The sequence below is a fragment of the Pseudomonas sp. 14P5.3.2 genome, from assembly GCF_057799175.1.
Map to the genome: position 1 here is coordinate 24253 of NZ_JBYOKU010000014.1, position 19421 is coordinate 43673.

General features: G+C 60.9%; 20 protein-coding genes and 1 pseudogene. 17 read left to right on the top strand and 4 right to left on the bottom strand.

The features are described 5' to 3' along the window. Nucleotides 1–8 precede the first annotated feature (8 nt). The 7 genes from AC27VU_RS13580 (at nt 9) to AC27VU_RS13610 (ending at nt 8115) form a co-directional block, all read left to right on the top strand. Entirely contained in the window at nt 9–1013 is a 1005-nt protein-coding gene (locus AC27VU_RS13580) for a substrate-binding domain-containing protein (protein WP_488724263.1), read from the top strand. A 33-nt stretch (nt 1014–1046) separates the two neighbouring features. Further along, on the top strand, nt 1047–2591 hold the full coding sequence (araG, locus tag AC27VU_RS13585) for an L-arabinose ABC transporter ATP-binding protein AraG (protein WP_488724264.1): 1545 nt from the start codon (nt 1047–1049) through the stop codon (nt 2589–2591). 12 nt (nt 2592–2603) lie between these two features. Further along, nucleotides 2604–3572: an L-arabinose ABC transporter permease AraH gene (gene araH / locus AC27VU_RS13590; RefSeq protein ID WP_103484755.1), complete on the top strand. Its 969-nt coding sequence runs from the start codon at nt 2604–2606 to the stop codon at nt 3570–3572. Nucleotides 3573–3802: 230 nt separating this feature from the next. Then, nucleotides 3803–4516 (top strand): GntR family transcriptional regulator, encoded by a 714-nt coding sequence (locus AC27VU_RS13595; protein ID WP_045122582.1) that lies wholly within the window; start codon nt 3803–3805, stop codon nt 4514–4516. Continuing rightward, the gene (locus AC27VU_RS13600) at nt 4513–5511 is read left to right on the top strand and encodes an ADP-ribosylglycohydrolase family protein (RefSeq protein ID WP_226499662.1); all 999 of its coding nucleotides are present in this window, start codon (nt 4513–4515) and stop codon (nt 5509–5511) included. The genes AC27VU_RS13595 and AC27VU_RS13600 overlap by 4 nt, the downstream gene beginning before the upstream one ends. Nucleotides 5512–5726: 215 nt before the next feature. Further along, nucleotides 5727–7193 carry a purine-cytosine permease family protein gene (locus AC27VU_RS13605; protein WP_488724265.1) on the top strand — a complete coding sequence of 489 codons (1467 nt, stop codon included), beginning with the start codon at nt 5727–5729 and terminating at the stop codon, nt 7191–7193. Continuing rightward, complete coding sequence (locus tag AC27VU_RS13610; protein ID WP_488724266.1) at nt 7186–8115, top strand: PfkB family carbohydrate kinase; 930 nt, start codon at nt 7186–7188, stop codon at nt 8113–8115. Before AC27VU_RS13605 ends, AC27VU_RS13610 begins: the two co-directional genes overlap by 8 nt. A 153-nt stretch (nt 8116–8268) precedes the next feature. Here the strand turns inward: AC27VU_RS13610 and AC27VU_RS13615 are convergent, their stop codons facing one another. The 3 genes from AC27VU_RS13615 to AC27VU_RS13625 form a co-directional block, all read right to left on the bottom strand. After that, entirely contained in the window at nt 8269–8523 is a 255-nt protein-coding gene (locus AC27VU_RS13615; protein ID WP_103484720.1) for a hypothetical protein, read from the bottom strand. 44 nt (nt 8524–8567) lie between these two features. Beyond that, nucleotides 8568–8912: a hypothetical protein gene (locus AC27VU_RS13620; protein ID WP_226499665.1), complete on the bottom strand. Its 345-nt coding sequence runs from the start codon at nt 8910–8912 to the stop codon at nt 8568–8570. 97 nt (nt 8913–9009) lie between these two features. Next, the gene (locus AC27VU_RS13625) at nt 9010–9663 is read right to left on the bottom strand and encodes an HD domain-containing protein (RefSeq protein ID WP_488724267.1); all 654 of its coding nucleotides are present in this window, start codon (nt 9661–9663) and stop codon (nt 9010–9012) included. A gap of 215 nt (nt 9664–9878) precedes the next feature. On the opposite strand from AC27VU_RS13625, the gene AC27VU_RS13630 reads away from it, so the two are divergent. The 10 genes and pseudogenes from AC27VU_RS13630 (at nt 9879) to AC27VU_RS13675 (ending at nt 18304) form a co-directional block, all read left to right on the top strand. Next, entirely contained in the window at nt 9879–10358 is a 480-nt protein-coding gene (locus tag AC27VU_RS13630) for a GNAT family N-acetyltransferase (protein ID WP_003226995.1), read from the top strand. A gap of 158 nt (nt 10359–10516) precedes the next feature. After that, a pseudogene (locus AC27VU_RS13635) lies at nt 10517–11179 on the top strand (hypothetical protein). Further along, on the top strand, nt 11176–11670 hold the full coding sequence (locus AC27VU_RS13640) for a PAAR domain-containing protein (RefSeq protein ID WP_103484718.1): 495 nt from the start codon (nt 11176–11178) through the stop codon (nt 11668–11670). The pseudogene AC27VU_RS13635 and the gene AC27VU_RS13640 overlap by 4 nt, the downstream one beginning before the upstream one ends. Nucleotides 11671–11675: 5 nt before the next feature. After that, the gene (locus AC27VU_RS13645; protein ID WP_098965002.1) at nt 11676–12410 is read left to right on the top strand and encodes an alpha/beta hydrolase family protein; all 735 of its coding nucleotides are present in this window, start codon (nt 11676–11678) and stop codon (nt 12408–12410) included. Further along, on the top strand, nt 12407–12934 hold the full coding sequence (locus AC27VU_RS13650) for a hypothetical protein (protein ID WP_488724268.1): 528 nt from the start codon (nt 12407–12409) through the stop codon (nt 12932–12934). Before AC27VU_RS13645 ends, AC27VU_RS13650 begins: the two co-directional genes overlap by 4 nt. Before the next feature lie 205 nt (nt 12935–13139). Continuing rightward, nucleotides 13140–14129, top strand: coding sequence for a 2-dehydro-3-deoxygalactonokinase (locus tag AC27VU_RS13655; protein ID WP_488724269.1), 990 nt, complete (start codon nt 13140–13142; stop codon nt 14127–14129). Nucleotides 14130–14148: 19 nt separating this feature from the next. Beyond that, nucleotides 14149–14769, top strand: coding sequence for a 2-dehydro-3-deoxy-6-phosphogalactonate aldolase (locus AC27VU_RS13660; RefSeq protein ID WP_003226992.1), 621 nt, complete (start codon nt 14149–14151; stop codon nt 14767–14769). A 33-nt stretch (nt 14770–14802) separates the two neighbouring features. Next, a complete protein-coding gene (gene dgoD, locus AC27VU_RS13665; RefSeq protein ID WP_003226991.1) occupies nt 14803–15951 on the top strand; it encodes a galactonate dehydratase in 1149 nt (382 codons plus the stop codon). A 184-nt stretch (nt 15952–16135) separates the two neighbouring features. Further along, nucleotides 16136–17440, top strand: a complete 1305-nt coding sequence (locus AC27VU_RS13670) for an MFS transporter (protein ID WP_258675611.1) — start codon at nt 16136–16138, stop codon at nt 17438–17440. A 60-nt stretch (nt 17441–17500) separates the two neighbouring features. Then, nucleotides 17501–18304 (top strand): IclR family transcriptional regulator, encoded by an 804-nt coding sequence (locus AC27VU_RS13675; protein ID WP_096794901.1) that lies wholly within the window; start codon nt 17501–17503, stop codon nt 18302–18304. Here AC27VU_RS13675 and AC27VU_RS13680 read toward each other — a convergent pair. Beyond that, nucleotides 18301–19353, bottom strand: coding sequence for an NAD(P)-dependent alcohol dehydrogenase (locus AC27VU_RS13680; RefSeq protein ID WP_095668610.1), 1053 nt, complete (start codon nt 19351–19353; stop codon nt 18301–18303). The genes AC27VU_RS13675 and AC27VU_RS13680 overlap by 4 nt on opposite strands. Nucleotides 19354–19421: the final 68 nt, after the last annotated feature.

The window sequence follows — 19421 nt, forward strand, 5'->3', positions numbered from 1 at the left end:
GTCAGCTTATGAAACGTCGTTTCGGGATTCGTACCCTGTGCAGTGCCGCGCTGGCGGTCACCGCGTTCAGCCTGAGCAGTACGCTGCTGGCTGCCGACACCGTGAAAATCGGTTTCCTGGTCAAACAGGCTGAAGAGCCGTGGTTCCAGACCGAGTGGGCCTTCGCTGAAAAGGCCGCCAAGGACAAGGGCTTCGAACTGATCAAGATCGCCGTGCCGGACGGCGAGAAAACCCTCTCGGCCATCGACAGCCTTGCGGCCAATGGCGCGAAAGGCTTCGTGATCTGCCCGCCGGACGTCTCGCTCGGCCCCGCGATCATGGCCAAAGCCAAACTCAATGACCTCAAAGTGATTGCCGTGGACGACCGCTTCGTCGACGCCAACGGCAAGTTCATGGAAGACGTGCCGTACCTCGGCATGGCGGCGTTCGAAGTCGGCCAGAAGCAGGGCAACGCGATGGTCGCCGAGGCGAAGAAGCGCAACTGGGACTGGAAAGACACCTACGCGGTGGTCAATACCTACAACGAACTCGACACCGGCAAGAAGCGCACCGACGGTTCGATGAAGGCGCTTGAAGATGCCGGCCTGCCGAAAGACCACATCCTGACCGCCGCGCTGAAAACCCTCGACGTGCCGGGCAGCATGGACGCCACCAACTCGGCGCTGGTCAAGCTGCCCAGCGCAGCGAAAAACCTGATCATCGGCGGCATGAACGACAACACCGTGCTCGGCGGCGTACGCGCTACCGAAGCCGCCGGGTTCGCTGCGGCCAACGTGATTGGCATCGGCATCAATGGCACCGACGCCATCGGCGAGCTGAAAAAGCCCAACAGCGGTTTCTTCGGTTCGATGCTGCCTAGCCCGCACATCGAAGGCTACAAGACCGCCGAGATGATGTACGAGTGGGTCACTACCGGCAAAGAGCCGCCGAAGTACACGGCGATGGACGACGTCACCCTGATCACCCGCGAGAACTTCAAGCAAGAGCTGGAAAAAATTGGCCTGTGGAATTGATGGCTGCTCGATCGGTGTGAAGAGGTGACTCAGATGCACGCGCAAGTACAGACACATGCAAGCAGCGCCGGCGGCAACCTGCGCTTCAACGGAATCGGCAAGACCTTCCCCGGGGTCAAGGCGCTGGACGCCATCAGCTTCGTCGCTCACCCGGGGCAGGTGCACGCCTTGATGGGCGAGAACGGTGCCGGCAAATCGACTCTGCTGAAGATACTCGGCGGCGCCTACATCCCCAGCAGCGGCGAGTTGCAGATCGGCGAGCAGACCATGGCGTTCAAGTCGACGGCCGACAGCATTGGCAGCGGCGTCGCGGTGATCCACCAGGAGCTGCACCTGGTGCCGGAAATGAGCGTGGCCGAGAACCTGTTTCTTGGCCATCTGCCGGCCAGTTTCGGCCTGATCAATCGTGGCGTCCTGCGCCAGAATGCCCTGGCCTGTCTCAAGGGCCTGGCCGATGAAATCGATCCGCAAACCAAGGTCGGGCGCCTGTCGCTCGGTCAGCGGCAATTGGTGGAAATTGCCAAGGCGCTGTCCCGTGGCGCGCATGTGATCGCCTTCGATGAGCCGACCAGCAGCCTCTCGGCGCGCGAAATCGACCGTTTGATGGCGATCATCAGTCGCCTGCGCGATGAGGGCAAAGTGGTGCTCTACGTCTCCCATCGCATGGAAGAAGTGTTCCGTATTTGCGACGCGGTGACGGTGTTCAAGGATGGTCGTTATGTGCGCACCTTCGATGACATGAGCCAGTTGACCCACGATCAACTGGTGACCTGCATGGTCGGCCGCGACATTCAGGACATCTACGATTACCGCAGCCGTCCACGCGGCGCGGTGGCGTTGAAGGTCGATGGTTTGCTCGGCCCGGGTCTGCGTGAGCCGGTGAGTTTCGAGGCGCACAAGGGCGAGATTCTCGGCCTGTTCGGTCTGGTCGGGGCCGGACGCACCGAGCTGTTTCGCTTGCTCAGCGGGCTTGAGCGCAACACCGCCGGACGCCTCGAATTGCGCGGGCATGAACTGAAATTGCGCTCACCGCGCGATGCGATTGCCGCCGGGATTCTGCTGTGCCCCGAGGACCGCAAAAAGGAGGGGATCATCCCGCTGGCCAGCGTCGCCGAGAACATCAACATCAGCGCGCGCGGCGCCAATGCCAGCCTCGGCTGCCTGCTGCGCGGACTGTGGGAGAAGGGCAACGCCGACAAGCAGATCAAGGCGCTGAAAGTCAAAACCCCGCACGCCGGGCAGCAGATCAAATTCCTGTCCGGCGGCAATCAGCAGAAGGCGATTCTCGGTCGCTGGCTGTCGATGCCGATGAAGGTCCTGCTGCTCGACGAGCCGACTCGCGGCATCGACATCGGGGCCAAGGCCGAGATCTACCAGATCATCCACAACCTGGCCGCCGACGGTATTTCGGTGATCGTGGTGTCCAGCGACCTGATGGAAGTGATGGGCATTTCCGACCGCATTCTGGTGCTCTGCGAAGGCGCGCTGCGCGGCGAAGTCAGCCGCGACCAGGCCAATGAATCCAACCTGCTGCAACTGGCTTTGCCGCGCCATCGCGCTGACGGCGTGGCGAACTGAGAGGTGAACATGATGACCATCCAAAACAAGGCGTTGCCGACCCCCCGCAAACCGCTGGACCTGCGGCGCTTCCTCGATGACTGGGTCATGCTGCTGGCGGCCATCGGCATCTTCCTCGCTTGCACCTTGCTGATCGACAACTTCCTTTCGCCGCTGAACATGCGCGGGCTGGGCCTGGCGATTTCCACCACTGGCATCGCTGCGTGCACCATGCTGTATTGCCTGGCGTCGGGGCATTTCGACCTGTCGGTGGGCTCGGTGATCGCCTGCGCCGGGGTGGTTGCGGCGGTGGTGATGCGCGACACCAACAGCGTGTTCCTCGGCGTCAGTGCGGCGCTGGTGATGGGCCTGATTGTCGGGCTGATCAACGGCATCGTGATTGCCAAGCTGCGGGTCAATGCGCTGATCACCACACTGGCGACGATGCAGATCGTCCGTGGCCTGGCCTACATTTTTGCCAACGGCAAAGCGGTGGGCGTGTCGCAGGAATCGTTCTTCGTGTTCGGCAACGGCCAGTTGTTCGGCGTGCCGGTGCCGATCCTGATCACCATCGTCTGCTTCGTGTTTTTCGGCTGGCTGCTGAACTACACCACCTATGGGCGCAACACCATGGCCATCGGTGGCAACCAGGAAGCGGCGTTGCTCGCCGGGGTGAATGTCGACCGGACCAAAATCATCATCTTCGCCGTGCACGGCGTGATCGGTGCGCTGGCCGGGGTGATTCTGGCGTCGCGCATGACCTCCGGGCAGCCGATGATTGGCCAGGGTTTCGAGCTGACGGTGATCTCGGCGTGTGTGCTCGGCGGCGTGTCGCTGAGCGGCGGTATCGGCATGATCCGCCACGTGATTGCCGGGGTGCTGATTCTGGCGATCATCGAGAATGCGATGAACCTGAAGAACATCGATACGTTTTATCAGTATGTGATTCGCGGTTCGATTCTGCTGTTGGCGGTGGTCATCGACCGCCTCAAACAACGCTGATTCTATCTGTCGAAACATAATTTTGTGGCGAGGGAGCTTGCTCCCGCTCGGCTGCGCAGCAGTCGCAAATCCGGACAGTGCGGTGTGTCAGACTCACCCTTGTCACCGGTTTTGGGGCCGCTCCGCAGCCCAGCGGGAGCAAGCTCCCTCGCCACAGTTACGCATTCCTTCTGTCCGAACCCCTAAAAACCCCTTGCTCGTGTGCGCCCGTTTCGGGTATCACTTTGTACATGATTAGACAGGTACGATTTGACAAGAAACAACGGGTGGTCGACGAACTCGTCCGGCGCATCGAAAGCGGCCTCATGGAGGACGGCTTCCTGTTGCCCGGCGAGCATCAGTTGGCTCAGGAATTCAATGTCAGCCGTGGCACGTTGCGCGAAGCGCTGGCCGAGCTGAAGCGGCGCAATTACATCGCCACGCAAAGCGGGGTCGGCTCGATCGTCACGTTTGACGGTGTGGTGCTCGATCAGCGCAGCGGCTGGGCGCAGGCGCTGGCCGACAGCGGGGCGCTGATCAACACCGAAGTGCTGCGTCTGGAAGCCGTGACCCGGCCCGATCTGCTCTCGCGCTTCGGCACCGAGCAATTCATCACCCTCGACCGGCGCCGTCGTTCCAACGATGGCACCCTGGTGTCCCTCGAACGCTCTTTGATGCCGGCGACCGGAGGCCTGGAAAGCCTGCCGCGGGTTGGTTTGATCGACAACTCCCTGACCATCACCCTTGCTGCGTACGGCTACATCGGCGAGCGCGGTGATCAGTGGATCGGCGCCGAACCGCTGAATGCCGAAGACGCCGAACTGCTCGGGCGCCCGGTCGGCACCGTTTTCCTCAAGGCCCTGCGCACCACCTACGACCGGCAGAACCGTTTCATGGAGCAGGTCGAAAGCCTGCTCGACCCGGTGCATTTCCGCCTGCACCTGCAATTTGGAGAATCGAAATGACCGCGCTCAACCGTGCCCTCGGTGCGTTTTATGGCCTGGCCCTCGGTGATGCGCTGGGCATGCCGACGCAGTCGCTGAACCGCGAAACGATCAGGACCCGCTTCGGCAAAATCACTGATCTGCAGGACGCTGGTCCCCTGCAACCGATCGCCGCCAACATGCCCAAAGGCTCGATCACCGACGACACCGAACAGGCGATTCTGGTCGGCGAGTTGCTGATTGAAGGCAAGGGCCGGATCGAACCGGCAGTCCTCGCTCAACGGCTGATCGAATGGGAAGCCGAGATGCAGGCCAAGGGTTCGCAGGACCTGCTCGGGCCATCGACCAAACGCGCCATTGAAATGATCCTCGCCGGTCACTCGCCGGAGGAGGCCGGGCGTTACGGCACCACCAACGGCGCGGCCATGCGCATTACTCCGGTGGGCATCGCGGCAGACGTCGCCGATCCCGAGCGTTTCATCGCAGCCGTGGTCCAGGCCTGTCAGGTCACGCACAACACCACGCTGGGGATTTCCAGCGCGGCGGCGGTCGCGGCAGTGGTCTCGGCCGGGATCAACGGCATGGATCTGGGTGAGGCGCTGAACCTCGGCCAGCAGATTGCGCAACAGGCGGAAGCGCACGGGCACTGGGTCGCTGGTGGGCGTATTGCTTCGCGCATCAGTTGGGCGCGAACCATCAGCGTCGACAGTGACAAGGCACTGCTGGCGGATCTGCTGTACGACGTGATCGGCACTTCGGTGGCATCGCAGGAATCGGTGGTGGTGTCGTTCGCCCTGGCGCAGCAAGTGGCGGTCGGCGAGATGAGCGCATTCGATGCGTTGTGCATGGCCGCCAGCCTTGGCGGCGACACCGACACCATCGCAGCGATTCTTGGCGCCATGCTCGGGGCCTGCCTGGGTCTCGAGAGCTGGCCGGCGCCGATGATTGCCACGGTCAAAGCGGTCAATCATCTGGAGCTTGAACCGTTGGTGCAGGGGCTGTTGGCCTTGCGTTGATCGGGCGGACGCCTTCGCGAGCAAGCCCGCTCCCACAGGGGATTTGAGCCGTTCAAAAATCTCCTGTGGGAGCGGGCTTGCTCGCGAATGGCGCTCCGCAAATTCTGAGTATTCAACCGCAATGGATCGCACAGACAGGCCCGGGAAGGCCACAGATGTCTTGTCGTTTTGCGTCATTGCCACAACCACAATAAAGGCAAACAGGAGCACTGTTCATGAGTTCATCAAACGCCGGGCCAAGCGCCGGGCAGCTGGAAACACGCGGTATCGAGCCGGTACCGGAAGCCGAGTGCAACGGTCATCCGCTGCAACTGTTCTGGGTCTGGTTCGCCGCCAACATTTCCATTCTCGGTCTGCCGCTGGGTGCCACGCTGGTGGCGTTTCGCGGGCTGGCGATCTGGCAGGCGATCATCGTCGCGATCGTCGGCGCCGCCGGTTCATTCGCGGTGGTCGGGATCATCTCGATTGCCGGCCGCCGAGGCCGTGCGCCGAGCCTGACCCTGTCACGGGCGATCTTCGGCGTGCGTGGCAATATCGGCCCGACGCTGGTCTCGCTGATGTCGCGTCTGGGTTGGGAAACCGTCAACACCACCACCGCGGCATTCGTGTTGCTGTCGCTGTGTTCGATCCTGTTCGGCTCGCCGGTTGAAGCGAAGAGTGCGCCAGTGCTGACGCTGATCTTCATCGCGATTTTCGTCCTGCTGACCCTGTCGGTTTCCGGCCTCGGTCACGCCACCTTGCTGGTGATCCAGAAGTGGGCGACCTACGTGTTCGGCGCGCTGAACATTCTGGTCGGCGGCTTCCTCTGCGCCACCATCGACTGGAGCGCCGTATTCAACGCCACCCCTGCGCCGCTGAGCGCGATGATCATCGGCATCGGCACCATGGCTGCCGGCACCGGGATCGGCTGGGCCAACGCCGGCGCCGACATGTCGCGCTATCAGCACCGCAGCGTCAAGGCTGTGCGACTGGTCGCTTCGGCGGCGTTCGGCGCGGGGATTCCGCTGGTGTTGCTGATCACCCTCGGCGGCCTGCTGTCGGTGGGCAACAACGATCTCGCCTCGGCGACTGATCCGATCGTGGCCATCCGCGACATGCTGCCGACGTGGATGGCCGTGCCGTACCTGATCACCGCATTCGGCGGCCTGCTGCTGTCGAACAACCTCTCGGTGTACTCCGCCGGTTTGACCACGCTGACCCTCGGCCTGAAGGTCAAACGTGTCTACGCGGTGGTGGTCGACATCGTGGCGATCTTCGCCGGTTCGATCTACTTCATGCTGATTGCCGACAGCTTCTACGGCCCGTTCATCACCTTCATTTCGCTGCTGGCGGTGCCGATCACCGCGTGGGTCGGAATCTTCGTCGTTGACCTGCTTCACCGCCACTACTACAGCCCCAAAGACCTGCTCGACGTCAGCCCGAGCAGCGCCTACTGGTATCGCGGCGGCATCGAGTGGCGCGCGTTCGGCGCGTGGGCGATTGCCATCGTGCTCGGCTTCAGCTTTACCACCATCGGCACCACGGCCGAGAACGTCTGGTTCAAGGGCTTTTTGTCTGACTCGTGGCTGGGCCACAACGGTCTGGGCTGGATCGTGACCTTCGTGGTGGCCGGTGGCATTTACTGGGTTCTTGGTGGGGCGAAAGATCGCCGCGCCGCGCAAGTCGAGAATGCTCATGCCTAAGATGCTGCACACCGGCCAAGTCATTATCGACCTGGTCATGGCCGTGGATCAGCTGCCGCAAATCGGTGGTGATGTGCTGGCGCAATCTGCCGCGTTCGAGGCTGGCGGCGGTTTCAACGTGATGGCGGCTGCCGTGCGTAATGGTTTGCCGGTGGTCTATCTCGGTCGCCACGGTACCGGGCGTTTTGGTGATCTGGCGCGCCAGGCGATGGCCGCTGAAGGCATCCACATCGGCATCGAACAAGCGGCGCAGCGCGACACCGGTTTGTGTGTGGCGCTGACCGACTCATCGGCCGAACGCAGTTTCATTTCCTACATCGGCGCCGAAGGCGAGGTGACGCAAGACGACCTGAACAGCGTGGCCGCCGAGGCGGGCGATTATGTCTACGTCAGCGGTTACAGCCTGCTGCATGCAGGCAAGGCGCAAGCTCTGCTGGACTGGACGCTGGCGCTGCCGCAGGCGATCAACGTGGTGTTCGATCCGGGGCCGTTGGTCGAGTCGCCGGACTCGCCGTTGATCCAGGCGCTGCTGCCGCGCATCGATGTGTGGACCAGCAACAGCGTCGAGGCGCTGCGCTTTACCGAGGCGACTGACATTGCTCAAGCGCTGGATCGGTTGGCGGATTATCTGCCGAAGGATGTGCTGATGGTGGTGCGCGACGGGCCGCAGGGCTGCTGGATTCAGCAGCGTGGCGAGCGTCGGCATGTGCCGGGATTTGCCGTGAAAGCGCTGGACAGCAACGGGGCGGGTGATGCCCATGCCGGGGTGTTTGTCGCCGGATTGGCGCAGGGTTTGAACGCGCATGAGGCGGCGCGGCGGGCCAATGCGGCGGCGGCTTTGGCGGTGACCCGTTGGGGGCCGGCGACAGCGCCGGGGGCTGCCGAGGTGGACGCGTTTATCAGTGAGTCCTGCGGCGATTGATCGACCGCCTTCGCGAGCAAGCCCCCTCCCACATGGGATTCGCGTCGCTCACAAAACCCACTGTAGAAGCTGCCGCCGGCTGCGATCTTTTGCTCTTGAAAGATCACATCCTGCAGCAGCTCCTAGAGGACTCAAATGCTTGCGGATCTACCGTCAGCTTTCGAGCTTTCTGGCTGCCTCGACGCCAGCCGCACTGAGCTTGATCGGCAGATTCAACGAGTGTTCGCCGGCCTCGTTGCAGGTCACATGACCATGGTGGATCAGTCCGCGATCCTGCAAGGAGGCGAGGGCGCTGGCCACGACTTTCTCACCGCGATAGTTGTCGAGCACCTCTTTGCCCAATCCGCTCGGATGGGCGTGCAGCAGGCGGGTGAGGACTTCTTTTTCCAGGTTTTTATCGACGTTCATGGTTACCTCTTCATGGATGTGAATAGGACGCTCGCGTCGGCGAACTACTGGCCGGACCCTTCGGAGCCCGACCCACCAGTGGTGGTTTTGGAACCGATTCCAACGCCCGAGTTGTCAGGCGTAGCAGGGGAATCTGGCGTATTCATGCCGCCCTGGCGACCGGGATCACTGCCTTGAGTGCGCGGATCGGTGCCGGTGGCGGGTGGCTGGTTGATCAACGGCACGCCGGAGCCATCGGTGTTCATGCCGGGGGCACTGTTGATGGCGGGCGCGCGTGGCGGTGGAACCGGGTCGGTGGGGCCTGTGCCCGCTGCGGTGGTGGACGCGGCGAACACCGCTGGGCAGAGCAGGGCGCTGAATACGAGGGCAGTCAACCTTGACGAGATCATAGGGCTTCTCCAGTGATTGGAATCCTTACCTGTTGTTGGTCTGCCCTTGAATCGGATTGGTGCCTGATGAACGACGAACGGTCGACACACAGGACTGTCAGTCGAGGCCGATTTCTTCCTTGAACTGCTCCATGAAACCCTTCAGGCGCTGATGCCGGACCTGTGCCAGACGCTGACCGGCAGCGGTCTGGAAACCGTCGGCCAGGTGCAGCAGTTTGGTCTGGAAGTGGTCGAGACAAAAGCGTGTGTCGTCGTAGTCGCGTGCTTTGGCTTCGGGGTCGACAGGGTCATACAACGCACTGCCCATGCGCCCGGCGACGTAGAAGGTGCGGGCAACGCCGAGCATGCCCAGCGAGTCGAGACGGTCGGCGTCCTGGACCAGTTTCGCTTCGAGGGTCAGCGGGGTGATGTTGGCGGAAAAACTGTGGGCTTCGATGGCGTGGGTGACGGCGCTGATTTTGCCTTCGGGCCAATCCAGATCGGCCAGCACGTTGGCGGCTTTTTCTGCGGCGAGACGCGAAGCCTGCGAGCGCAGCGGCGAGTTTTTTTCCACGGACACGCAGTCGTGCAGCAGCACGGCGGCGAGCAACACTTCCAGGTCGCCACCTTCCTCAGCCTGCAAGGTGCGCGCGTTGTGCCAGACCCGTTGCAGGTGGGCGAGGTCGTGGGCGCCGTCGTCGCCGGGTTCGAGGGCGTGGGGCAGCAGTGCTGCTGCGAGCGCCTCCACGGGCATAAAAATCTCAGTGTTCATGAGCATCCTTTCAGATTGTCGAAGTTCCCTGTGGGAGCGGGCTTGCTCGCGAAGGCATCAATCCAGTCACCATCATTGTTGTCTGTCAGACCGCTTTCGCGAGCAAGCCTGCTCCCACATTGCACTATCGGAGCAGGATATTCTCTGTGTTGCCATGTGACGAGCGCCGTCCACGGCCTTAGTATGGCGTTTTCCTTTTCCGACAAGGCCCGTCCATGACGATCGAAATCCGCCCGGCGACCCCTAGCGATGCACCGCAAATCCTCGCCTTCATCACCGAACTGGCAGATTTCGAAAAGGCCCGCCACGAAGTCATTGCGAGTGTCACCGACATCGAGCGCAGCCTGTTCAGCGAGGGCGCCACCGCCCACGGCCTGATCTGCCTGCGTGACGGTGTGCCGATCGGTTTTGCGGTGTTCTTCTTCAGCTATTCGACGTGGCTCGGCAGCAACTGCCTGTACCTCGAAGACCTCTACATCACCCCCGAACAACGCGGCGGCGGCGCCGGCAAAACCCTGCTGCGGCATCTGGCGAAAATCGCCTGTGCCAATGACTGCGGACGCTTCGAATGGAGCGTGCTGGATTGGAACACCCCGGCCATCGAGTTCTACAAATCCCTCGGCGCGCAACCGCAGGAAGAGTGGGTGCGCTATCGCATGGATGGCAAGGTGTTGCGCGAATTTGCCGAAGGCTGAGGAGATGATGGCAATCCGATGCTGAAGTGATTGCCGCCACCGCTCTAGTCCGGCATTCTACGCGCCATTTTTGCGCGCTCACGGACGACACCTGCAATGCTTCTGGCAAAACTTCTCCACGCCCGTGGAGCCTTCGCTGCGTCTCTGAGTGAGCGGCGATGAGCGGACTGCGGGCGTCAATGCGCCTGTATGGCCTGGTGAAAAACTCAGGCTGCTCTGACAACCCTCAGCGTCAACCGGTAGACATCCTGTGCATCGTCAATCGCACGGGCGGCAAAGCCATTCGTGCGTTTGTGTCGCGGCTCGACGCCGAACTCATGACACGCAGCGCCGGCCTGGGTGACTACCGTGTGATCGCGTTACGCCACTTCGAGCCGAATGCGTTTATCGACGCGCATCAGGGCTGGCTGACGCTGCACATCTGTTGCGGTTTCGTCGCCCCCGCCAGCCATTCGTTGCTCAAGGACGGCGCGTTGATGCCGATGGGCTGGTACGTCTATTCCGAGATCGGCCAGTGGACCGCCGAACATCATCTGGACCTCGGCGTGCAAATGGCCGATCTGCTGCAAACGGCTTACGAGCGTAATCAACTGCGCAATTACAACGCCTGGCTCAACGAGCTCGACGACGCCGCGCCGGCCGAACTGGCCTGACAAACCGACCAAGCCTGGCGACATCTGCAAACTGCCACATCCCCCGACAGCCGTGAGCACTGCCACGCACTGTTCGACCCTGTCGACAACCGCTGGCGCTTCGCCGCGACCGACATCGACATCCATCAGCCGCACCCGGAACCTCTGAAGCAAGGAGCTTTGAATTGAGTGGTAAACCCGCCGCCCGCGTCACCGACCCGACCGCCTGCCCATTGCCAGGCCATGGCACCAACCCGATCGTTTCCGGCTCGCCCGACGTCTTCTTCGACGGCCTCGCCGCCGCGCGCATGACCGACAAATCAGCCTGTGGCAGCCCGATCACCGGCGCTGTTTCCGGCACCGTATTTATCAACGGCCTGAACGCCGCAACCCTCGACAGCACCGGTGGCCACGGCAATGTCGTGGTCGGTGGTTCGGGCACGGTGATTATTGGACAAAGTGGCGGAGGGGCAGCGTTTAGTGGGTTGTTGCCGATGCCGGTGCATTTCAATGATCGGATGCAGGTCGTTAATGAAGCCACGGGCGAACCTATTCCCGACCACCCTTATGCGATTCAGCGAGGCGATGGGCGTGTTGAGCATGGCATCACCGATGAACAGGGCTTTACCCATATGGTCAGTTCGCATTTGGCCGAAACTATTAAACTGTTCGTAGAGTGATCGAAATGGAAGTCGAAAATCCCGCACTCAACGATTGTAAAACTGAAGTGGCTGGTCATGAGTTGACCTGCAAGACTGATCAGAGCGTAAAACAGGCTGCGGTTAAAGTAAAAAAGGTTGCAGTGTTTTTTATTGGCGGTGCTGGGGATAAGGAAGAGTACTATCAAAATGAGCCGCCGCATCATAATGTGATGAATGCATGGAAGCAGTTAGAGAAGCGTCTTACTAATGAGCAGAAAGTTGAGGTGAATCTGCCATACATAAGTTACAAAGACGTTCGCGGTGAAAAAGATATTAAAAAGTACGTCGAGCGTCCTTTGAAAGGTGATAAGTCGGTCTATATTGTCGTTGTAGGTCATAGTTTGGGTGGTTGGAATGGTGCACATCTGACTTCGATTTTGAAAGAGCGCGGTTACACCGTAAAGGTATTGGTAACGCTTGATCCTGTTGGCGGTGGCACAGGTGTCTGGATGGTGTCTGATATATATTTCACGACACCGAAGCCCTCGGCAGATTATTGGGTCAATGTATTGGCTTCGCCCAAGGTGACGGATTCATCTGATAACGTTGCAAGCATGGGCGAGCGTTGGGTTATGACATCTGGGCCAGCTATCAACGAAGCGGTAGACGCCAACCATCGTCAGGCAGGTGTCATGTTTGGCGCTACGCTACAGGGTGGTAAATCGGCATGCGATATTGTGTATGAACGTTTGAGTCAATATTTGGAATCTTCGAAATGAAGTCGTTGTTTGTTTTTCTGACACTGCTGCTGTGCAGTTCTTGCACTAAGCAATCGGTTCTTCCGGTCATTGATATTGACTTGATTTCTGTCAGTGGTGGAGATGATCACTCATCTTTAGGTATTAAGTTTGGTTCGAAAACCGATCTGTTGAATTTTTTTCAGGATGTGACCGGGGAAAGTCAGTTGGGCGAGTCTTTGTTCTGCTCGCTGGATAAGGATGTCGAGTTTAAGGATTTTGACAAGTTGACTCAGTATTTGGTGGGGGATTTTGTTGAGCTTGATAGTTCTGGATCTAAAGCGGAGCATATTTATATGGCCAAATTGTCCTCGTTTAAAAAAGAGGATGAGGGCGTATCAAATATTTTTATGCCTGCCAGTGAATTATTGCAGGTATTAGGTCAGCGTAATGTCATCTCTTGTAAGGTGTTCACTTCTGCTTATTCATTCGGTGGATATTATTCGAAGTCAATGCTCATCCCAGCAACTGACATCGTGCGTGCGATTCAAGAGAAGCGCGATTGATGGGGCTGAGAGGATTCCGGCTGCTACTGATTGCTGGTTTTTTAACGTGTCGTCCTGCCTGCACCTAAACGGACGTCGTTCAGCGTTGGACAAAATGGACTTATTTAGTCCCAAAATATGGGATGCAAAATTACATATTGAGATTTCGCGCTTGAAAGGTCTATAGTCCGTCGCACTCACTGCCAAAAACAAAACAGGTGAAGCGATGCAGGCGCAATTGATCGCGCTCGACTGGGGGACGACCTCATTACGTGCTTATAAACTCGCGGCGGGCGGGGTGGTGCTGGAGCAGCGTGCGCTGTCGTCCGGGATCATGCAGTTACCGAAGACGCCGCGAGTCATCCACGGTGGTGAATGCGCCGACGGCTTTGAACTGGCCTTCGAAGAGGCGTGCGGCGACTGGCTCGATGCGCAGCCGGATCTGCCAGTGATCGCCTGCGGGATGGTCGGCAGCGCCCAGGGCTGGCGCGAAGCGGCCTACTGCGAGACGCCGGCGAACGTCGCCAATCTCGGAAATTCCTTACAAACACTGGTCAGTCTGCGCGGCACGCGGGTACATATCGTGCCGGGGGTGATCCAGCGTTCGCGTCTGCCCAATGTGATGCGCGGCGAAGAAACTCAGGTCCTCGGCGTACTGCAGAACCTGCCGGCCGAGGCGGGCGGCGATCTGTTGATCGGTCTGCCGGGCAGCCATTCCAAGTGGGTGGAAGTGGTCGATGGCTGCATCACTCATTTCGACACCTTCATGACCGGCGAAGTGTTCGCCGTACTCAGTCATCACAGCATTCTGGGTCGTACCCAACAGCACGGCGCGGCTTTCGATGGCCTGGCGTTTGATCGTGGCGTGCAAGTGGCGCTGTCGGCGGACGGCGAGCTTGGCGTGCTCTCGACGCTGTTCAGTGCCCGCACGCTGGGCCTGACCGGCGAACTCGACGCCAGTGCACAACCTGACTATTTGTCCGGCCTGTTGATCGGCCATGAACTCGCGGCACTCGCCACGGCTCAGCGCCGCCGACGCAACAGCGTGCATCTGCCTTCGATCGTCCTCATCGGCAACGCGCAACTCTGCGCCCGCTACGGCCGGGCCCTCGATGCCTGCGGTTTCGCCCGGGTCACGCTCGCCGAGCAGGCCACCGAGCGCGGTCTGTGGCAACTGGCGCTGGCCGCCGGACTGCTCGATTCTTCATCCCGTTAACCCTGACTGGAGGCCTGACATGCTCAAGCAAGCACTGGCACAAAACGGTCTGATCGCGATCCTGCGTGGCCTGCATCCGCAGGAAGCCGCTGCGGTCGGAGAAGTTCTGTATGCAGCCGGATTTCGTGTCATCGAAGTACCGCTCAATTCCCCGTCGCCGTACGAAAGTATCCGCATCCTGCGTCAGACCTTGCCCGCCGATTGCCTGATCGGTGCCGGCACGGTGCTGACCCCGGAGCAGGTCGAGTTGGTGAAAGAGGCCGGCGGCCAGGTGATCGTCATGCCACACAGCGATGCCAAGGTGCTGCGCGCAGCGAAAGCGGCGGGGCTGTACCTGTCGCCGGGTGTCGCGACACCGACCGAAGCGTTCGCGGCGCTGGAGGAGGGCGCGGACATTCTCAAGCTGTTCCCGGCCGAGCAGATGAGCCCGGCGGTGGTCAAGGCGTGGCTCGCGGTATTGCCGTCCGGGACGGTGCTGGCGCCGGTCGGCGGGATCACCCCGGACAACATGCAAGCGTTCATCGACGCTGGCGTGAAAGGTTTCGGCCTCGGTTCCGGACTGTTCAAACCGGGCATGAGCGTTGAGCAAGTTGCCGTCAATGCCAAGGCTTACGTCGCCGCCTGGAAAGCCCTTCGCTAACCTTTCTGGCGCATCTATAAGAGAGACAAGAAGATGAAAATCACCAAACTCACCACCTTCATCGTTCCGCCGCGCTGGTGCTTCCTCAAGGTCGAAACCGATGAGGGTGTGACCGGTTGGGGCGAGCCTGTGGTCGAAGGCCGCGCGCACACCGTCGCCGCTGCCGTTGAAGAATTGTCCGACTACCTGATCGGCAAAGACCCACGCAACATCGAGGACATCTGGACCGTGCTGTACCGCGGCGGCTTCTACCGCGGCGGCGCGATCCACATGAGTGCGCTGGCCGGTATCGATCAGGCGCTGTGGGACATCAAGGGCAAGGCACTCGGCGTGTCGGTCAGCGATCTGCTCGGCGGTCAGGTGCGCGACAAGATTCGTGTGTATTCGTGGATCGGTGGCGACCGTCCGGCCGACACCGCACGCGCCGCGAAAGAGGCGGTGAGCCGGGGTTTTACCGCCGTGAAAATGAACGGCACCGAAGAGCTGCAGTTCCTCGACTCCTTCGAGAAAGTCGATCTGGCCCTGGCCAACGTTGCCGCCGTGCGCGATGCGGTCGGGCCGAACGTCGGTATCGGCGTCGACTTCCATGGCCGGGTGCACAAACCCATGGCCAAGGTGCTGATGAAGGAACTCGATCCGTACAAACTGATGTTCATCGAAGAGCCGGTGCTCAGCGAAAACTACGAAGCGCTGAAAGAGCTGGCACCGTTGACCAGCACGCCGATTGCCCTGGGCGAGCGGCTGTTCTCGCGCTGGGATTTCAAGCGGGTGCTGAGCGAAGGCTACGTCGACATCATCCAGCCGGATGCCTCGCATGCCGGCGGTATCACCGAGACCCGCAAGATCGCCAACATGGCCGAAGCCTACGACGTGGCGCTGGCGCTGCATTGCCCGCTGGGGCCAATCGCGCTGGCGGCGTGCCTGCAACTGGATGCGGTTTGCTACAACGCGTTCATTCAGGAGCAGAGCCTGGGCATCCATTACAACGAGAGCAACGACTTGCTCGACTATGTGAAGGATCCACGGGTGTTCGACTATGACCAGGGCTTCGTGAAGATTCCGAACGGGCCGGGGCTGGGCATCGAGATCAATGAGGAATACGTGATCGAACGCGCGGCGGTCGGCCACCGCTGGCGCAACCCGATCTGGCGCCATGCCGATGGCAGTTTTGCCGAGTGGTGAGTCCCTTCTGACCCACCACAAATCCTTGTGGGAGGGGGCTTGCTCCCGAATGCGGCATGTCAGCTAAAGAGATGTCGACTGACACTCCGCATTCGGGAGCAAGCCCCCTCCCACAGTGTTTGATCTCCATGGATGGGAGATTTGCGTCAATGACCTCAAATAATCATAAGAAGAGGCACCCCCCATGCCAACGCAAACCCTCACCGGGCAGGCGTCTTTAGTCACGCCCAGCCGCAAGCGGTTTTTCATCATGGTGTTGCTGTTCATCACCGTGGTCATCAACTACCTCGACCGCAGCAACCTGTCGATTGCCGCGCCCGCGCTGACCAGTGAGCTGGGAATCGACCCGGTTCACGTCGGGCTGATTTTCTCCGCATTCGGCTGGACCTACGCCGCGATGCAGATTCCCGGCGGCTGGCTGGTGGATCGGGTGCCGCCGCGCATCCTCTACAGTGTCGCGCTGCTGCTGTGGTCGCTGGCCACGGTGCTGCTCGGTTTCGCTGCGAGTTTCATTGCGCTGTTTGTGCTGCGCATGGCGGTCGGTGCGCTGGAAGCACCGGCCTATCCGATCAACAGCCGCGTGGTGACCACCTGGTTTCCCGAGCGTGAGCGGGCCACGGCGATTGGCTTCTACACCTCCGGGCAGTTTGTCGGCCTGGCGTTTCTGACTCCGGTGCTGGCCTGGCTGCAACATGAATTCGGCTGGCACATGGTGTTTGTCGCGACCGGTGTGGCGGGCATTATCTGGGCGGCCATCTGGTACGCGGTGTATCGCGAACCGCGTGATTTCAAAGGTGCCAACGACGCGGAAATCGATCTGATCCGCGAGGGCGGCGGACTGGTGGATATTCAAGCGCAAACCGCCAAGGCCTCGTTCAGTTGGACCGATCTCGGCATAGTCCTGAGCAAGCGCAAGTTGTGGGGCATCTACCTCGGCCAGTTTTGCCTGAACTCGACGCTGTGGTTCTTCCTGACGTGGTTCCCGACTTACCTGGTGAAATATCGCGGCATGGACTTCATCAAGTCCGGCCTGTTGGCCTCGCTGCCGTTTCTCGCGGCGTTCGTGGGTGTGCTGTGTTCGGGGTTCTTTTCCGATCTGTTGATCCGCCGTGGCTGCAGCGTGGGCTTCGCGCGCAAGTTGCCGATCATTGGCGGACTGTTGATTTCCACCTCGATCATCGGCGCCAATTTCGTTGAATCGACACCGCTGGTGATTGCTTTCCTCGCGCTGGCGTTTTTCGGCAATGGCCTGGCCTCGATCACCTGGTCGCTGGTCTCGACCCTGGCTCCGGCGCGTTTGCTCGGCTTGACCGGTGGGGTGTTCAACTTCATCGGCAACCTGTCGGCGATTGCCACGCCGATTGTCATCGGTTTCCTCGCCAGCGGTGATTCGTTCGCCCCGGCGATCACCTACATCGCGGTGCTGGCGCTGATCGGTGCATTGTCCTACGTGCTGCTGGTGGGCAAGGTCGAACGTATCGAGTTGTAGTCGTCTGCGTCGGGCGACCATAATGCCGCCCGTTCCCTCGCTCAACGGTAAAGGCTGGATATGCAGGAAGACGCCCCGGAAAAAACCAAGGACGCCGCGCCCACCGGCACCCAGACCCTGCTTCGCGGCCTGGGTGTGGTGCAGGCGGTGGCCAGTGGCGCCCGCGATCTGAAAGAGATCGCCCGGCTGATCGGCACCACGCGCAGCACCACCCATCGTCTGGCCAGTTGCCTGGTCGACGAGCGCTACCTGCGCGTGGTGCCACAAATCGGCTATCTGCTGGGGCCGAAGCTGATCGAGTTGGGGTTTCAGGCGCGCGAAGAGTTGCCGCTGGTGAGTCTGGCCGGGCCGTATCTGGACGAGTTGTCGGCGTTGACTGGCGACACCGTGCACCTGGGCATTCGTGAGGGCGACGAGGTGTTGTACCTGCTGAAGAATCCGGGGCGTAACGGCCCGGAAATGCGTTCGCGGGTCGGCCACCGGATGCCGCTGGCGCGCACCGGCATCGGCAAGGCGTTGATGCTCGATGATGCGCCGCAGGATTGGCAGCGCCTGTACGACATCAGCCTGCCGGCGGGTGGGAAAAGTCAGTTCTGGCCGCAGCATCCGCAGCAGTCGTGGGAACAGCTCGAACAGCGCATGACCGAGTACGTGGCCGGTGGCTACGCCTTCGATCTGGAGGACAACGAACCGTCGATCCGCTGTGTGGCGGCGCCGATTCGCGATGCGAGCAAGCGGATTGTGGCGGCGATCAGTATCGCCAGCACCGTGCCGTACATGCCGCTGGAAAAAATGGCCGAGCTGATCCCCCTGATCAAAGGGGTCACAGCCCGGCTCTCGGCAGAACTCGGTCTGAAGGTTTAAAGCTTCAGCGTCGCCATGTCGATCACGAAGCGATACTTCACGTCACCGGCGATCATCCGCGCGTAAGCCTCGTTGATCTGGCGGATGTCGAGCATTTCGATGTCGCAGGTGATGTTGTGTTCGGCGCAGAAATCCAGCACTTCCTGGGTTTCAGCGATGCCGCCGATCAGCGAACCAGCCAGCACGCGGCGGCCCAGCACCAGGTTGGCAGCGTGCACCGGCGGGTCGATCGGTTCGATCAGGCCGACCAGAATGTGCACACCATCAAAGCGCAGCGTTTGCAGGTACGGGTTGAGGTCGTGCTGCACCGGAATGGTGTCCAGCAGGAAGTCGAACCGGCCTGCGGCGGCGGCCATCTGTTCGGCATCGGTGGAGACGATCACATGATCGGCGCCCTGCCGACGACCTTCCTCGGCCTTGCTCGCCGAACGGGTGAACAGCGTCACTTCCGCGCCCAGCGCCTTGGCGAACTTGATGCCCATGTGGCCGAGGCCGCCCATGCCGAGAATCCCGACCTTGTCACCGGCCTTGACGCCGTAGTGCTTGAGCGGCGAGTAGGTGGTGATGCCGGCACAGAGAATCGGCGCAGCGCTGGCCAGATCCAGCTTTTCCGGGATGCGCACGACGAAGTGCTCGCTGACGACGATGCTGTCCGAATAACCGCCCATGGTGTTGCTGCCATCGACCCGGTCCGGGGTGGCGTAGGTCATGGTCGGGCCTTCGAGGCAGTATTGCTCGAGGTTCTGCTGGCAGGCGGCGCAGGTGCGGCAAGAGTCGACCATGCAGCCGACACCGACCAGATCACCGACTTTATGTTGGGTGACATTCGCACCGATGGCGGTGACTTTGCCGACGATCTCATGGCCGGGCATCAACGGATAAACGGCGATGCCCCATTCGTTGCGTGCCTGGTGGATATCGGAGTGGCAGACGCCGCAGTAGAGGATCTCGATCGCCACGTCGTCAGCGCGTGGGCTGCGGCGTTCGAATTTCATCGGGGCGAGGGGAGTGGTGGCCGATTGGGCGGCATAACCGATAGCGGTGTACATGAGGAACCTCGCAGAAGCAGTGACAGGTGAGGTGGCGCATTTTGGGCGCCGTCTGCTGCTGCGGCCAT

Coding starts and splice junctions, on each gene's coding strand:
- AC27VU_RS13610 (WP_488724266.1), top strand. CDS start 7,186: ATGCCTAAGATGCTGCACACCGGCCAAGTCATTATCGACCTGGTCATG.
- araH (WP_103484755.1), top strand. CDS start 2,604: ATGACCATCCAAAACAAGGCGTTGCCGACCCCCCGCAAACCGCTGGAC.
- AC27VU_RS13680 (WP_095668610.1), bottom strand. CDS start 19,353: ATGTACACCGCTATCGGTTATGCCGCCCAATCGGCCACCACTCCCCTC.
- AC27VU_RS13655 (WP_488724269.1), top strand. CDS start 13,140: ATGCAGGCGCAATTGATCGCGCTCGACTGGGGGACGACCTCATTACGT.
- AC27VU_RS13675 (WP_096794901.1), top strand. CDS start 17,501: ATGCAGGAAGACGCCCCGGAAAAAACCAAGGACGCCGCGCCCACCGGC.
- AC27VU_RS13670 (WP_258675611.1), top strand. CDS start 16,136: ATGCCAACGCAAACCCTCACCGGGCAGGCGTCTTTAGTCACGCCCAGC.
- AC27VU_RS13660 (WP_003226992.1), top strand. CDS start 14,149: ATGCTCAAGCAAGCACTGGCACAAAACGGTCTGATCGCGATCCTGCGT.
- AC27VU_RS13600 (WP_226499662.1), top strand. CDS start 4,513: ATGACCGCGCTCAACCGTGCCCTCGGTGCGTTTTATGGCCTGGCCCTC.
- AC27VU_RS13625 (WP_488724267.1), bottom strand. CDS start 9,663: ATGAACACTGAGATTTTTATGCCCGTGGAGGCGCTCGCAGCAGCACTG.
- AC27VU_RS13605 (WP_488724265.1), top strand. CDS start 5,727: ATGAGTTCATCAAACGCCGGGCCAAGCGCCGGGCAGCTGGAAACACGC.
- AC27VU_RS13645 (WP_098965002.1), top strand. CDS start 11,676: ATGGAAGTCGAAAATCCCGCACTCAACGATTGTAAAACTGAAGTGGCT.
- AC27VU_RS13630 (WP_003226995.1), top strand. CDS start 9,879: ATGACGATCGAAATCCGCCCGGCGACCCCTAGCGATGCACCGCAAATC.
- AC27VU_RS13650 (WP_488724268.1), top strand. CDS start 12,407: ATGAAGTCGTTGTTTGTTTTTCTGACACTGCTGCTGTGCAGTTCTTGC.
- AC27VU_RS13595 (WP_045122582.1), top strand. CDS start 3,803: ATGATTAGACAGGTACGATTTGACAAGAAACAACGGGTGGTCGACGAA.
- araG (WP_488724264.1), top strand. CDS start 1,047: ATGCACGCGCAAGTACAGACACATGCAAGCAGCGCCGGCGGCAACCTG.
- AC27VU_RS13580 (WP_488724263.1), top strand. CDS start 9: ATGAAACGTCGTTTCGGGATTCGTACCCTGTGCAGTGCCGCGCTGGCG.
- dgoD (WP_003226991.1), top strand. CDS start 14,803: ATGAAAATCACCAAACTCACCACCTTCATCGTTCCGCCGCGCTGGTGC.
- AC27VU_RS13615 (WP_103484720.1), bottom strand. CDS start 8,523: ATGAACGTCGATAAAAACCTGGAAAAAGAAGTCCTCACCCGCCTGCTG.
- AC27VU_RS13620 (WP_226499665.1), bottom strand. CDS start 8,912: ATGATCTCGTCAAGGTTGACTGCCCTCGTATTCAGCGCCCTGCTCTGC.